This window comes from Streptosporangium minutum, assembly GCF_002149035.1.
GTDB lineage: Bacteria > Actinomycetota > Actinomycetes > Streptosporangiales > Streptosporangiaceae > Streptosporangium > Streptosporangium minutum.
Genome location: NZ_NGFP01000033.1, coordinates 1 through 13,837 on the forward strand (window position 1 = coordinate 1; position 13,837 = coordinate 13,837).

Annotated in this window: 10 protein-coding genes; 5 read left to right on the top strand and 5 right to left on the bottom strand. The window is 70.8% G+C overall.

The window, feature by feature from the left end:
• The first annotated feature begins 166 nt into the window (after positions 1–166).
• Together CA984_RS10115 and CA984_RS10120 are read left to right on the top strand one after the other, a co-directional pair.
• Complete coding sequence (locus CA984_RS10115) at positions 167–691, top strand: RNA polymerase sigma factor (RefSeq protein WP_086570566.1); 525 nt, start codon at positions 167–169, stop codon at positions 689–691.
• Positions 688–1,653 (top strand): YbgA family protein, encoded by a 966-nt coding sequence (locus CA984_RS10120; RefSeq protein ID WP_086570568.1) that lies wholly within the window; start codon positions 688–690, stop codon positions 1,651–1,653. The genes CA984_RS10115 and CA984_RS10120 overlap by 4 nt, the downstream gene beginning before the upstream one ends.
• 140 nt (positions 1,654–1,793) lie before the next feature.
• Here CA984_RS10120 and treZ read toward each other — a convergent pair whose 3' ends face one another.
• The 5 genes from treZ to CA984_RS10145 form a co-directional block, all read right to left on the bottom strand.
• The gene (gene treZ / locus CA984_RS10125) at positions 1,794–3,503 is read right to left on the bottom strand and encodes a malto-oligosyltrehalose trehalohydrolase (protein ID WP_086570570.1); all 1,710 of its coding nucleotides are present in this window, start codon (positions 3,501–3,503) and stop codon (positions 1,794–1,796) included.
• Between the two features lie 3 nt (positions 3,504–3,506).
• Positions 3,507–5,690 (bottom strand): malto-oligosyltrehalose synthase, encoded by a 2,184-nt coding sequence (treY, locus tag CA984_RS10130; protein WP_086570572.1) that lies wholly within the window; start codon positions 5,688–5,690, stop codon positions 3,507–3,509.
• On the bottom strand, positions 5,683–7,788 hold the full coding sequence (gene glgX, locus CA984_RS10135; RefSeq protein WP_086570574.1) for a glycogen debranching protein GlgX: 2,106 nt from the start codon (positions 7,786–7,788) through the stop codon (positions 5,683–5,685). Before glgX ends, treY begins: the two co-directional genes overlap by 8 nt.
• Before the next feature lie 478 nt (positions 7,789–8,266).
• The gene (locus CA984_RS10140; RefSeq protein ID WP_086570576.1) at positions 8,267–11,473 is read right to left on the bottom strand and encodes an ATP-binding protein; all 3,207 of its coding nucleotides are present in this window, start codon (positions 11,471–11,473) and stop codon (positions 8,267–8,269) included.
• A 224-nt stretch (positions 11,474–11,697) separates the two neighbouring features.
• A complete protein-coding gene (locus tag CA984_RS10145; RefSeq protein WP_086570578.1) occupies positions 11,698–12,003 on the bottom strand; it encodes a hypothetical protein in 306 nt (101 codons plus the stop codon).
• A gap of 235 nt (positions 12,004–12,238) precedes the next feature.
• Here CA984_RS10145 and CA984_RS10150 point away from each other — a divergent pair, with 235 nt between their 5' ends.
• The 3 genes from CA984_RS10150 (at position 12,239) to CA984_RS10160 (ending at position 13,798) form a co-directional block, all read left to right on the top strand.
• On the top strand, positions 12,239–13,090 hold the full coding sequence (locus CA984_RS10150) for a helix-turn-helix domain-containing protein (protein WP_086570580.1): 852 nt from the start codon (positions 12,239–12,241) through the stop codon (positions 13,088–13,090).
• 58 nt (positions 13,091–13,148) lie between these two features.
• Positions 13,149–13,361: a DUF397 domain-containing protein gene (locus CA984_RS10155; RefSeq protein ID WP_086570582.1), complete on the top strand. Its 213-nt coding sequence runs from the start codon at positions 13,149–13,151 to the stop codon at positions 13,359–13,361.
• A gap of 236 nt (positions 13,362–13,597) precedes the next feature.
• Positions 13,598–13,798, top strand: coding sequence for a DUF397 domain-containing protein (locus CA984_RS10160; RefSeq protein WP_086570584.1), 201 nt, complete (start codon positions 13,598–13,600; stop codon positions 13,796–13,798).
• The last annotated feature ends 39 nt before the right edge of the window (positions 13,799–13,837 follow it).

Here is a 13,837-nt window from a genome sequence, read left to right on the forward strand (position 1 = left end):
CCGCACCCCCGCCCGTCCTTGCCCTGAAAGGCACATCGGCCGCGGCTCGGAACCGCCCGGCCCCGCCCTCTCCGGCGGCCCGGGCCTCGTACCCATAGTTGCGATCAGAGAGGCCGAGCGAGTATGAATAAGTTTTGAATAGGTTTTCTCGGCAAGGGGAGCCATCATGGCAGACAACCTGAACGTCCGGCTCGCCGGAGGCGACGATGCGGCGCTGGCCGAGTGTTTCCACGCCCATGGGTCTCTCATCCGCTCCTACCTGCGGCGATTCGTCCCGCCTCAGGAGATCGAAGACCTGCAGCAGGTCGTGTTCGCCGAGGTGTGGCGTTCCCGGCACCGCTTCGACCCGGCTCGCAGCCTCCCGGCGTGGCTGATCGGTATCGCGCACAACCGGGCGGTGGACCACCTGAGGGTGCGCACGCTGCAGACGGTGCCGCTGGACGTGGTGGCCGACCCGGCCGGCGCGGACGGCCGGACCCACGGCGACGGCCTGGCCGAGCGCGACCAGGTCCAGCGGGCGCTGGCGGAACTCCCCGCCCCGCAGCGCCAGGCCATCGAGCTGGCCTACTACGGCGAGCTGACCCAGCGGGAGATCGCCGAGAAGCTGAGCGTGCCGCTGGGCACCGTCAAGGCCCGTACGGCCCGCGGCCTGCGCCGCCTGTCGGACATCCTCACCCCGGTCGCGGCATGAGCGGCCAGGCCGGCGGCCACGTCCGGCCCAGGGTCGCCGTGTCGAGCTGCCTGATGGGTGAGCTGGTGCGCTTCAACGGCGGCCACAGCCGCGACAGGTTCCTCAACGGGGAGCTGGATCCCTACGTCGACTGGGTGCGCGTCTGCCCGGAGATGGAGATCGGCCTCGGCACCCCGCGCGAGACCCTCCGCCTCGAACGCTCTCCGGAGGGGCCGCGGCTGGTCACCAGGAAGACCGGGGTGGACCTCACCGACGAGATGACGTCCCTGGCCGCCGAGCGGGCCCGCACACTCGACGTGGACGGCTACGTCTTCAAGTCCAGGAGCCCCAGTTGCGGGATCCACGGCATCCCGGTCCACGCGGGCGACGCGGCCGTGGACCGCAGGGGCAGGGGCGTGTTCGCGGCCCGGATCCTCGACGCCCACCCGCTGCTGCCGGTGGAGGACGAGGGTCGGCTGAACGACGCGCTGCTCCGCGAGACCTTCGTGGAGCGGATCTTCGCGCACGCCCGGCTGCGCGCGCTGATGGAGAGCGACTGGCGCGCACGCGACCTGGTCGCCTTCCACTCCCGGCACAAGATGCAGATGCTGGCCCACGACCCCGCCCTCTACCGCGAGGCCGGCCGGGTGGTGGCCCGGGCGGGCCTGCGCGCCCGGGAGGAGCTGGCCGCCGACTACGTCCACGTGTTCGGCGGGGCCTTCGCCAGGAAGGCCGGCATCGGCCGCCACGTCAACGTGCTCCAGCACTGCATGGGCATGGTGAGCGAGTCGCTGGACCGGACCCGGCGGGCCGATCTGGCCGAGGTCATCGCCTCCTACCAGGCCGGCCAGGTGGCGCTCAGCGTCCCGGTCACCCTGATCCGGCACCACGCGCGGGGCGAGTCCGCAGAGTACCTCCGGGACCAGACGTACTTCTCGCCGTACCCGGAGGAACTCCGCCTCCGCAACCACGTCCCCGTTTAGGCCGCCCGCCCGACGCCGCACCCGCCGCCCCTTCCTCGCCTCGCCCCGTTCAGCTGGACGCCAGGCAGGAGGCCGCGATCCGAGCCGAACCCGGCGCGATCGACGCCGAGCACGGCTCCGGACCGGGCAGCCGGGACTGATCAGGTCCCGGCGAGGCGGAGCACCGCCAGGGAACGGGCCGGGAGGGTGAGGCCGGAGTCCAGGTGGACGCCGGGGTCGGAGGCGAGCACGACCTGGGCCGGGGCCGTGAGGTCGAGGGAGACCGGCGTGGCGCCGAAGTTGACGGCCACCCGGAACGCCCCCCGGTGGACCACCAGCCAGGAGCCGTCGTGCTCGGCCCGGACCCGGTCGAGCCTCGGGTCCGACAGGTCCGGATGCGCGCGGCGCAGCGCGATCAGGGCCCGGTACCAGTCGAGATGGACCCGGTGGGCGTCGTCGTCGAGCTCGCTCCAGTCGAGCTTGGAGCGCAGGAACGTCAGCTCCTCCCCCGGGTCCGGCGCCTTCTCCGCCCAGTCGTCGTAGCCGAAGCCGACGAACTCCCGCCGCCGCCGGTCCGCCTCGCCCTCGCGCAGCTGCGGCTCGACGTGGTCGGTGAAGAACAGGAACGGCGTGCGCGCCCCCCACTCCTCCCCCATGAACAGCATGGGGGTGAACGGCGAGGTGAGCAGCAGCCCGGCGGCCAGCCGCAGCGCCTCCGGCGCCATCCGGTCGCCCTCGGCGCGGTTGCCGATCTGGTCGTGGTTCTGCGCGGCGCAGACGAACCGGTAGCCGGGCACGTGGCGGGCCGGACGGCCGTGGGAGCGTCCCCGGAAGGCCGAGTAGGTCCCGTCGTGGTAGTAGGCCGAGGCGAGGACCTTGGGCAGCGCTCCGGCGAAGTCGTCGTAGTAGCCGTGCCGCTCCCCGGTCACCGCCACGTGCAGGGCGTGGTGGACGTCGTCGTTCCAGACCGCGGCCAGGCCGTACCCGCCGGCCTCGCGCGGGGTCACCAGCCGGGGGTCGTTGAGGTCGGACTCGGCGATGAGCGTCAGCGGCCTGCTCACGGCCGCCGACAGCGCCTCCACCTCCGCGGCCATCTCCTCCAGCAGGTGCACGGCCCGCTTGTCGTGCAGCGCGTGCACGGCGTCCAGCCGCAGGCCGTCGATGTGGTAGTCGCGCAACCACTGCAGCGCGTTGCCGACGAAGTAGCGGCGCACCTCGTCGGAGCCGGGGCCGTCCAGGTTGACCGCCTGCCCCCAGAAGGAGGAGGCGCTGGAGTGGAAGTACGGGCCGAACGGGGCCAGGAAGTTCCCGGACGGGCCGAGATGGTTGTAGACGACGTCGAGGATGACGCCGATGCCCTGCCGGTGGCAGGCGTCCACGAAGCGCTTGAGACCGTCGGGACCGCCGTAGTTCTCGGTGACGGCCCACAGGTCCACCCCGTCGTAGCCCCAGTTGCGCTCCCCCGGCACCGGCGGCACCGGCATGAGCTCGACGAAGTCGACACCGAGCCCGGCGAGGTGCTCAAGCTTCCCGATCGCCGCCTCGAAGGTCCCGGCGGGGGTGAAGGTGCCGACGTGCAGCTCGTAGATCACCGACCCCGGCAGGTCGCGCCCGCGCCACAGCCCGTCGCCCCAGACGTACCGGTCGTGGTCGTAGACCCGGCTCGGCCCGAAGATCCCCTCGGGCTGCCACCGGGTCCGGGGGTCCGGCAGCGGCTCGCCGCCGTCCACCCGGAACCGGTAGTCGGTCCCGTGACCGGCCCCCGGCACCTCCGCCGACCACCAGCCGCCCGTCCCGGCGGCCATCGGGTAGCGGATCTCCCCGATCTCCACATCGACCGCCGTCGCCTGCGGCGCCCAGACCTCGAACATGGGCTACTCCCTTTCCAGAAGCGCGACGGGGTAGGTCGACAGCAGGTGGGCCAGCGGGATCCGCCCGGTGTGCTCGGCGCCGGTCAGCAGGTCGCGCCAGGCGCCGTGCGGCAGAGTGATCGTCTCGCTCCCCCAGCCGCCGCGCCGCGCCAGCCCGGCCGGCAGCCGGGTGGCCACCGTCACGGCCCGCTCCCCGCGGGCGAAGGCGATCACGTGCTCGCCCGCCTCCAGCGGGACGTACGGCGCGGCCGGGTCGAGCCGCCGCCGCAGGTTCAGCGCCTGGACGGTGACCAGCAGCTTGGCCTCGTCCCACGGGGAGCCGCCCTCCCCGGCGAGCATCCGGCGGCGGAGCGGGAAGTCGACCGGGCGGCGGTTGTCCGGGTCCACCAGGGAGAAGTCGGTGATCTCGTTGCCCCAGTAGAGGTCGGGCACACCCGGCAGCATGAGCTGGACGAGCTTCTGCCCCAGCGAGTTGGACCGGGCGTACGGCTCGATCCCGGCGGCGAACTCCGCGACCGAGGCGCCGCACTCCTCGATCGCCCGGCTGACGAAGTCGCGGATGCCGGCCTCGTAGGCGGGGTCGGGGGCGGCCCAGGAGATCGAGGTCTTGGCCTCGCGCGCCGCCTTGAACAGGTAGTCGAAGAACCTGTCCGGGCCGATGGGCCAGGCGGCCATCAGGTTCTGCCAGGCCAGGTAGTCAAGCGCCGGGTCGAAGGAGACCTTCGAGGACCACTCCCCCACCGCCGCCGCCCACTCCCCGGGCAGCTCCGACAGCACGGCCAGCCGGGCGCGGACGTCCTCGGAGCGCTTGGTGTCATGGGTGGACAGCGTCGTCATCGTGGTCGGCGACATCTCCTGGGCGAACGTGTGGAACTCTCCCAGCGCCCCCTCGAAGTGGTCCGGCTCCCCGCCCACCTCGTTCAGGCACGCCAGCGGATACCACCGGTAGAGCGCGGTGTCCTCCACCCCCTTGGCCATCACCGGCCCGCAGGTCTGCTGGAACCGGGTGACGGCCTCGGCCGGACCGCGCAGCACCCTGTCGACGACCTCCGCGACCGGGGCGCCCTCGGGCAGCCGGGCCGCGGCGACCCGTCCGGCCGCCTCGACGGTCGAGGCCGAGATCTCGGGCACCGGCTCTCCCGGCACCACGTAGGCCCGGTAGACCGGCATCGCGGCGAGCAGCTCCACCAGCGTCTCGCGGTCGGAGCCGACGACGGCGTGCAGCCGGTCGATCTCGGCGGCGAAGAACAGGTCGAGGACCTCCCGCTTGGACTGGCGCACCACCGTGGCGTAGTCGGACGGCATGCCGGTCTGGGCGACGAACAGCTCCAGCAGCGGCCTGGCGCCGGCGGGGTCCACGAACAGCCGGGTGATCCGGTTGAGCACGTCGTAGCCGGTGGTGCCGTCGCAGTCCCAGTCGGCGGGCAACCGCTCGGAGCCGACCAGGATCTTCTCCGCCACGGTCCACACGCCCGAGGCCTCGCGGAGCCGGGACAGGTAGCCGCGCGGCTCGGCCAGCCCGTCGGGGTGGTCCACCCGCAGGCCCTGGATGACGCCCTCCTCGACCAGCTTCAGGATCACCTCGTGGGTGGCGTCGAACACCTCCGGGTCCTCCACCCGCAGCCCGATCAGGGAGGACACGTCGAAGAAGCGCCGGTAGCCGGGCCCCTCGCGCCAGTCGACCAGCCGGTAGCAGGTGTCGGGGAAGGGGAACTCGTGGTCGTGGTAGCGCAGCACGTCGCCGTCCACCACCGGCTCGGTGTCGTCGCCGATCACCGGCATGCTCACCTTGCCGCCGGTCCAGTCGATGTCGAACCACGCCGCGTACGGCGACGCCTGCCCCTCCTTGAGCACCGACCACAGCGGCGCGTTGCCGGACTCGGGCACCGGGATCGTCATGTGGTTGGGCACGATGTCCACGACGATCCCCAGCCCGTGCTCGGCCAGCGTCGCCGACAGCGCCCGCAGGCCCTCGGCGCCGCCGAACTCCGCGCGGATCCGCGAGTGGTCGGTCACGTCGTAGCCGTGCCGCGACTCCGGCACCGCCTGCAGGATCGGCGACAGGTAGACGTGGCTGATCCCCAGGTCCTTCAGGTAGGGAGCGAGCCCGGCCACCTCGGCGAATCCGAAGTCGGGAGTCAGCTGGATCCGGTAGGTCGAGATCGGATCCATGAATCGCTCAGACACGCCGCAGCACCCTTACCGATCTGCCGACCACCGGCACGTCCTCGCCGGCCCGGCAGATCCGGGTGTCCACTGTGATCGGCATCGCCGTGTCGATCTCCGTCAGCCACATCTCGCCGTAGTCCTTGGGAATCGTGAATTTGATGACGTCGTGGTGGGCGTTGAACAGCAGCAGGAACGAGTCGTCGGTGATCTGCCGTCCCCGGCGGTCCGGCTCGGTGATGGCGTCGCCGTTCAGGAAGACGGCCAGCGACTTGGCGTAACCCACGTTCCAGTCCGCGTCGGTCATCTTCTCCCCCTGCGGGGTGAACCAGGCGATGTCGCTGAGGTTGTCCTCCGAGCCCCGCACCGGCCGGCCGTAGAAGAACCGGCGCCGCCGGAAGACCGGGTGGTCGGCACGGAGCTTGGCCAGCCGCCGGGTGAACTCCAGCAGCAGCCAGTTCTCCCGGACGTCGGACCAGTCCACCCAGCTCAGCTCGTTGTCCTGGCAGTAGACGTTGTTGTTGCCCTGCTGGGTGCGTCCCAGCTCGTCGCCGTGGGAGATCATCGGCACGCCCTGGGACAGGAACAGGGTGGTCAGGAAGTTGCGTTTCTGCTGCTCGCGCAGCGACTCGATCTCGAGCGAGGCGGGCCCCTCCGCCCCGCAGTTCCAGGAGCGGTTGTCGTCGGTGCCGTCCCGGTTGTGCTCGCCGTTGGCCTCGTTGTGCTTGCCGTTGTAGGAGACGAGGTCCTGGAGGGTGAAGCCGTCGTGGCAGGTGACGAAGTTGATCGAGGCGGCCGGGCGGCGGCTGTCGTCCTGGTAGAGGTCGCTGGAGCCGGTCAGCCGGGAGGCGAACTCCGGGAGCGAGGCCGGCTCGCCCCGCCACAGGTCGCGGATCGTGTCGCGGTACATGCCGTTCCACTCGGTCCACCGGGCGGGGAAGTTGCCCACCTGGTAGCCGCCGGGTCCGACGTCCCACGGCTCGGCGATCAGCTTGACCTGCGACAGCACCGGGTCCTGCTGGACCAGGTCGAAGAAGGCGCTCAGCCGGTCCACCTCGTGCAGCTCCCGCGCCAGCGTCGCCGCCAGGTCGAAGCGGAAGCCGTCCACGTGCATCTCGATGACCCAGTAGCGGAGCGAGTCCATGATCATCTGAAGCACGTGCGGGGAGCGCATGAACAGGCTGTTGCCGGTCCCGGTGGTGTCCATGTAGTAGCGCTTGTCGTTCTCGACCAGCCGGTAGTAGTTGGCGTTGTCGATGCCCCGCATGCTCAGCGTGGGGCCCAGGTGGTTGCCCTCGGCGGTGTGGTTGTAGACCACGTCGAGGATGACCTCGATGTTCGCCTCGTGCAGCGCCTTGACCATGGCCTTGAACTCCAGCACCTGCCCGCCGCGCTGGCCGGTGCTCGAATAGGCGTTGTGCGGGGCGAAGAACCCGATGCTGTTGTAGCCCCAGTAGTTCGTCAGCCCCCGCTCGCTGAGGACGTGGTCGGTGACGAACTGGTGCACCGGCATGAGCTCGATCGCCGTCACGCCGAGCCCGGTCAGGTGATCGATGATCTCCGGGTGGCCGATGGCCGCGTAGGTGCCGCGGATCCGTTCGGGGATCTTCGGATGGTTGATCGTCAGGCCCTTGACGTGGGCCTCGTAGATCACCGTGTCGTGGTACGGCGTCGCGGGAGGGCGGTCGTGCCCCCAGCCGAAGAACGGATTGATCACGATGGAGCGGGGGACGAACGGGGCCGAGTCGGCGTCGTTACGGCTGTCCGGCTGCCCGAAGCGGTATCCGTAGGCCGCCTCGTCCCAGTTCACGTCCCCCTCCACCGCCTTGGCGTAGGGGTCGAGCAGGAGCTTGGCGGGGTTGCACCGGAGCCCGCTCGCCGGGTCGTACGGGCCGTGCACGCGATAGCCGTACCGCTGCCCGGGGCCGATGCCCGGCAGGTAGCCGTGCCAGACGTATCCCTCACACTCGGTGAACGGGACTCTGGTCTCCCGGTTGTCGTCGTCGAACAGGCACAGCTCGACACGCTCCGCGGCCTCGGTAAAGATCGCGAAGTTGGTCCCCGCGCCGTCATAGGTGGCCCCGAGGGGATAGGGGTCACCCGGCCATATCTCTGTCATCGGGAGTCCAGGGCGGAGGCCCTCGCCTTCAGGCGTGGGGAGGAAGCCCCTCCCTCCTCTCTTGAGCGTGTGTACTGTCGAGGGGCCCGAGGGCGAGAACCAAGCCGTCGGGCCTTCACCGCCTGGCCGGCGGAGAAGTCGGATGCCTGCGGAGCTGATGTAGGACCTCGAACGGGATCCGTCCCGGGGGCTGTCGGCGATGAAACGGGAGTATCCAATCTGCGAGGGTTGGCACCCCTCGGCGTCAGCCGCGGGGAAGTCGGTACACCGCCCTTCAGCGGTGGGGAGATATGCCCCGTGTTCTCCTGGCTATGCACGTTTGGCCCGGTGAACTTGGTCCCACGCAACGACAGTGGCCGCTCAACGGGTCCAACGCCAGCGCGACACGGGAGTAGGGCCATGTCCCTCCAGCCGGGTCCGTACTCATGGGCCCCGGTCTGCCCGCCGGGCGCCCTCCTTAACCGGGGTGCCCGGCGAGTTAACCGGGGTGCCCGGCGAGGGACTTCAGCAGTGCGCGGAGCGCGGGTCCGTACACCTCCGCCCCGGAGCGGTGGACGAACGCCTCCGCGGCCCGCAGGTGGGTCTCGGCCCGTTCCCGGTCGCCGTCCAGCAGCGCGAGCCGTCCCAGGCACAGGTCGGTCACCGACCAGCCCAGCAGCCGGCCCGCGCTCGGGGCGAGCCGGCCGTACAGGGTCCGCCCGGCGGCCACGTCGCCGAGCGCCGCGCAGATCTCGCTGAGGGCGTCCGCCACGAACCGGTAGGCCAGGTCCGGGCCGATGGGCGCGGAGACGTCGCGGGCGAGCCCGGCGAAGACCGCGCGCGCCTCGTCGGTCCCGCCCAGGTCGATCAGGGCCAGGCAGCGCAGGACCCGCCAGGGCCACTCGCCGGGGCGCCGGCCGAGCATCTCGTCGGCCAGCGCGAGCGCCTCGCCGGCCGTGCCCCGGGCCCTCAGGGCGAAGAAGCGCAGCATGCCGTTGCGCAGGTGGGTCTCGCTCCGGCCCAGGGTCCCCTCCGGGTGGGCCGCGCCGGACTCCTCGGCCGCGGCGAGGGCGTCGGCGAAACGCCCGCCCAGGTAGGCGTGGATCGCGCGCTGCCAGGCGGCCAGGCTGACCATCGAGGGGAGCCGGAGCCGCTCCGCGGTCTCCCCGAGCCAGGCCAGCAGCTCGGCCGCCCGGTCCGTCCGGCCCTGGGCGACCAGCTCGACGTACTCGCACTCGCGGCCGTTCCACTCGATGACCAGGTCGCCGGTGCGGCGGCCGATCTCCACGATCTCGTCGATGGCCGCCCGCGCGGCGTCACGGTCATGGTCGTGCCTGAGCAGCATCTCCAGGGCGATCAGCGCGGCGGCCAAGGTCCGGTCGTCGCCCGTACGGCGGGCCAGCCGTACCGCCTCGTGCGCCATCGCCACGCTGCGCTCGACGGGCCGGACCGTGAAACCGGTCATCGCGGCGGCGGCGAGCAGCCGGGCCCGCCACGGCGAGTCCTCGGCCAGGTCGGAGCCGAGGACGCGGTCGATGCGCTCGGCGAGCCGGTCGAGGCCGGTCATCTCCTCGTACATGCCCAGGTAGATGGGGTCGGAGAAACCCAGTGCCGCACGGGCCAGCCGGTTGACGTCGCCGAGCCCCTCGGCGATCTCCGCGGCGGCCTCCAGGGAGGCGTGGGCCGCGATGTTCATGCCCGCCGCCGCCTGGGCCTCGGCCAGGTCGATCAGGAGGTCGCAGCGGAGCGCGTCGTCGGTCCTGGGGAGCCGGTCGATCATCTCGATCGCCTGCTCCAGGTTCTCCACCGCGTCCTCGTGGGCGAACTGCGCCATCGCCTGGGCCGCCGCGCGCCGGGTGTAACCGATGGCCTTGCCCGTCATCCGGGGGGTCAGCAGGCCCTCGCGGTAGTGGTGGGCGATCTCGGTGAGGCGGGTCCCGCTCCGCTCCTCCAGCACCTCGGCGATCCGCGCGTGCAGCCGCCGGCGGCGCAGCGGCGGCAGCGCCCCGCGCAGCACGTCGCGGACGATGTCATGGACGAAACGGCAGGTCAGACCGTCGCCCTCGACCAGCAGCCGGGCCCGGACCGCGGCGTCGACGATGTCGAGCACCCGGTCCTCGGGCAGCTCCAGCACCCGGAGCAGGATGTCGATCGCCGCGTCCCGGCCGAGCAGGGCCGCGACGGTCAGCACCTCCTCGGTGTCCGGCGGCAGGTCGGCCATCCGGCCGCGCACGACGTCGGACAGGGCCTGCGGGGTCTCCCCCAGCTGCAGGACCTCCCCCAGGAAGAACGGGTTTCCCGCGGTCAGCCTGCCCATCTCCGCCGCCCGGTCCGGATCGGCGCCGGCCCGGCCGAGGTATTCGCGGACCTCCTCCTCGCCGAGACCCCGCAGCAGGAGCCGCCGCACGTGCGGCAGCCGTACCAGCGCGCCGAGGGCGCGTTCCAGCGTCCCCCCGGCCTGGACGTCGGTGTCGCGGTAGGTCGCCACCACGGTCAGCTCCGGGCAGAGCCGGGTGGAGGCGAGGAACTCCAGCAGCCGGAGCGACGACGCGTCCGCCCACTGGAGGTCGTCGAGGACGACCAGGACCCGGCCGTGCTCGTTCAGCAGCCGGGCGAACGCCTCGTAGAGCTGGAACTGCCCGGTGGCGGCGGGCTGGGCCGGCCCACCGTCCTCTCCGGCCAGTTCCTGCACGGCCTGCGTCCACGGCCAGAAGGGCGGCGCGCCGGCGCCGTCCCAGCAGCGGCCCCACACCACCCGGCGGCCCCCGGCGCGGGCGGCCTCGGCGGCCTGCTCGGCCAGGCTGGTCTTGCCGATCCCCGGCTCCCCGGCCAGCAGCACCACCCGGTGCCCCTCCCCCGCGACCGCCAGGTCCAGCACCTGGGCCTCGGCGTCCCGGCCGACCAGCCGCGTGCTCTGCCGCACCGTCGCGCGGACCCGGGGGGTGAGGGCGGGATCCTGGGAGAGGATGCGCCGCTCCATCTCCCTGGATCGGGGGTCCGGGTCCAGCCCCAGGTCCTCCACCAGCAGCCTGCGCCCCTCGGCGAGCACGGCCAGCGCCTCGGCCTGCCGTCCGGCCTGGTAGAGCGCGTGGGCGCCGAGCACGCGGAGCCGCTCCCTGAACGGGTGGGCGGCGACGAGCTGGGCCAGCCCGCCGGTCAGCGCGGATCCCCGGCCGAGGGCGAGGTCGGCCTCGGCCGCGTCCTCCTCCAGCGTCAGCCGGAACTCGCTCAGATGGGCGATCTCCTCCGCGGCCCAGGAGACGCCCGCGAAGCCCGTGAGCGGCTCCCCGCGCCATTCCCCCAGAGCCAGCCGGAGCCGCTCACCCGCGGCCGCGTACTCGCCCGCGGCGCTCATGCGCCCGCCCTCGGCCGCGTGCTCCCGGGCCCTGGCCAGGTCGAGCGCGCTGCCGGAGATGTCGAGGGCGTAGCCGCCGAGCTTGCTGACCAGGACCGCGGGGGGCACGCCCCGCCGCCTGCCGGGCTCGAAGACGCGGCGGAGCTTGGAGACGTAGGCCTGGACGGTGTTGACCGCGCCGGGCGGCGGCCCGTCCTCCCAGAGCGCGTCGATCACCCGGCTCAGCCCGACCGGGCGCGGGGCGGCGAGCATGCACAGGGCCAGGACCATCCGCTGCTGGTAGGGCCCGATGTCCAGCGACGTCCCGTCGTCGGCGACCACACCGACCGGTCCCAGCACACGAAAATCCATCCGGCCACCTCGCTCGCGAACTCGGCCGATCGTACCTTTCCCTCCGTACCGGCTCTCTCGCCGATCCGCGCCGGCTCACCTGCGCGGCTGGCCGCCCCTGTGGCCGGCGGGGATGACCGCCGCCGCCTCCCGCCGCCTGTCCCCCGCTCTCCCGTCTCCCGCTCTCCCGTCTCCCGCTCTCCCGCTCCCGTCTCCCCGTGAGCATCCGGCACCGCGCCTCCGGCTTACCGTTCCTCCCGCACCTCCGGCCTGAGCCGGTCGATCCGACCGGTGCCGTCACAGAGCGAGCACGGCTTCCGCCCGCCGGCCGTGTCCTCTCCGCGGCACAGACCGCACTCCAGCAGGGTGCCGAACCGGGGATCGCGGTAGGCGTGCCGGAACAGCCGGCCGCGGTCGGTCTCCCATCCCTGCACCCACGCGAACGCGTCCAGCTCGGCGAAGATCCCGGTGTCCAGCGCCCGCAGGCCAATGATCAGTAGGCTGCCCGCGCCGATCCAGTGATCGTTGCGGAGGTCGATTTCATACTTCAAGGACCATCGCCCCCTTGAAGGTTCGCCCCGACAGGGGCCTCAATCACTTTTTACCCGGGTCTGTGCCATCGACGACTGCCATTGGCAATTGCCACATGAATATACCCTTGGCGGTTACCTTCGGAGATTGCCGGACGATAATGCCATTTGACTGTTACCATCGCCACGACCTGGGAAGACTTCCAAGCGTGAGGCGGCAGCCGCCCGCACCACCGGGAGGAAGGGGTGAGCGCCGATGGCCGGTACCAACCCCACGCTGCGCCGCCGGCAACTCGCCAGCCGCCTGCGGGAGCTCCGCGAGCAGGCCGGGAAGAGCATCAAGGAAGCCGCCGAACAGCTCGAATGCTCGCCGGCGAAGATCAGCAGGATCGAGACCGCCCAGCGGGGCGCCCTCCCCCGGGACGTACGCGACCTGTGCCTCTTCTACGGGATGACCGAGCAGACGCAGATCGACGCCCTGATGTCCCTGGCGCGGGAGGCCAAACAACAGGTGTGGTGGCAGGAGACGGAAGACGTCGACTTCCGTCCGTTCCTCGGCCTGGAGATCGACGCCACGTCGATCTCCGAATACGAGACGACGACCGTCCCGGGCCTCCTCCAGACCGAGGAGTACGCCCGCGCGATCATCAAGGGATACCTGCCGAGGATGGACCCGGACGTGCTGGAAGAGCGGGTCGCCTACCGGCTGCGGCGCCAGGAACGCCTGCACGGGCCCAATCCACCGAAATACTGGGTGCTGCTCGACGAATCCGTTCTGCATCGCCATGTGGGCGGGGTCGACGTCATGAGAAAGCAGCTGGAGCATATCGAGAAGACCTCCGAGCTCCCCCATGTGACCATCCAGGTGATCCCTTTCACCGTTGGCGCGCACATGGGGTTCGACAGCGCTTTCGTCTTATTGGAGTTCTCCGACCCCACCATCGGCGACACGGTATACCTGGACACCCTCATGGGTAGCTTCTACCTGGAGAAGGCCAAAGAACTTGAGCGTTTCAGAGAAACGCTCAACCATCTTCGCGCAGTGGCCCTGAGCCCACAAGAATCAGCGGTCCACATCGCGAGGGCATACGACAGATTCGCTGCCTGACCGGCACATTCCGTCATCAGACAACACCCTAATCCCGACGAATTTTCATGGAGAGACGATGACGTCTTCCAAACCCGCCGAACTCCCTTCCCTGGAGTGGCAGGTATCAAGCCGGTGCAACAACGGCTCCTGCGTGGAAATCACCAGGCTTCCCAACGGAGACGTGGGCATGCGTGACAGCAAGGATCAGAGTGGGCCGATCCTGGAATTCACCGTAGCAGAATTCCAGTCTTTCATATACAGCATCAAGGACGGCAGGTTCGACCTGTAGGAGCCGTCTTCCCATAAAGGAACACGAGACCACGGGACGGTGCCGGCGGAGGATCCCGCCGGCACCGTTTTCTCTTGCCGCCGGCGGGCACGGATTCATTTCCGATGACCCATCAGGCACTCGTCTCCCGGCAACCACAGCAAAAGATCACAGGCCGGTGACGTGAAAATGGACTATAATTCTCCCGGCGCGGCGCTCTTCCGCAGAAGAGTTGTCAATCTTTCGGGAGGAAACGCATGGACAGCGACTCGCAGTTCCATGGGGCGGTCTGGCGGTCCAGGTGCAACAACGGCACCTGCGTCGAGATCGCGTCGCAGGGCGGCTGGGTCGGCGTACGGGACGGCAAAGCCGGTGGTACCGGGCCCGTTCTGTCGTTCACCCACGAGGAGTGGACCACCTTCGTCATGGCCGTGAAAAACGGGGACTTCGACGTTTGACCCTGTTCGCAGGGGTAGTCCGAGCGTTCTCACGAGTGG

What these genes read in the sequence shown, in the direction of transcription:
- CA984_RS10115 (WP_086570566.1), top strand. Translation starts at nt 167, where the DNA reads ATGGCAGACAACCTGAACGTCCGGCTCGCCGGAGGCGACGATGCGGCG.
- CA984_RS10120 (WP_086570568.1), top strand. Translation starts at nt 688, where the DNA reads ATGAGCGGCCAGGCCGGCGGCCACGTCCGGCCCAGGGTCGCCGTGTCG.
- treZ (WP_086570570.1), bottom strand. Translation starts at nt 3,503, where the DNA reads ATGTTCGAGGTCTGGGCGCCGCAGGCGACGGCGGTCGATGTGGAGATC.
- glgX (WP_086570574.1), bottom strand. Translation starts at nt 7,788, where the DNA reads ATGACAGAGATATGGCCGGGTGACCCCTATCCCCTCGGGGCCACCTAT.
- CA984_RS10140 (WP_086570576.1), bottom strand. Translation starts at nt 11,473, where the DNA reads ATGGATTTTCGTGTGCTGGGACCGGTCGGTGTGGTCGCCGACGACGGG.
- CA984_RS10150 (WP_086570580.1), top strand. Translation starts at nt 12,239, where the DNA reads ATGGCCGGTACCAACCCCACGCTGCGCCGCCGGCAACTCGCCAGCCGC.
- CA984_RS10155 (WP_086570582.1), top strand. Translation starts at nt 13,149, where the DNA reads ATGACGTCTTCCAAACCCGCCGAACTCCCTTCCCTGGAGTGGCAGGTA.
- CA984_RS10160 (WP_086570584.1), top strand. Translation starts at nt 13,598, where the DNA reads ATGGACAGCGACTCGCAGTTCCATGGGGCGGTCTGGCGGTCCAGGTGC.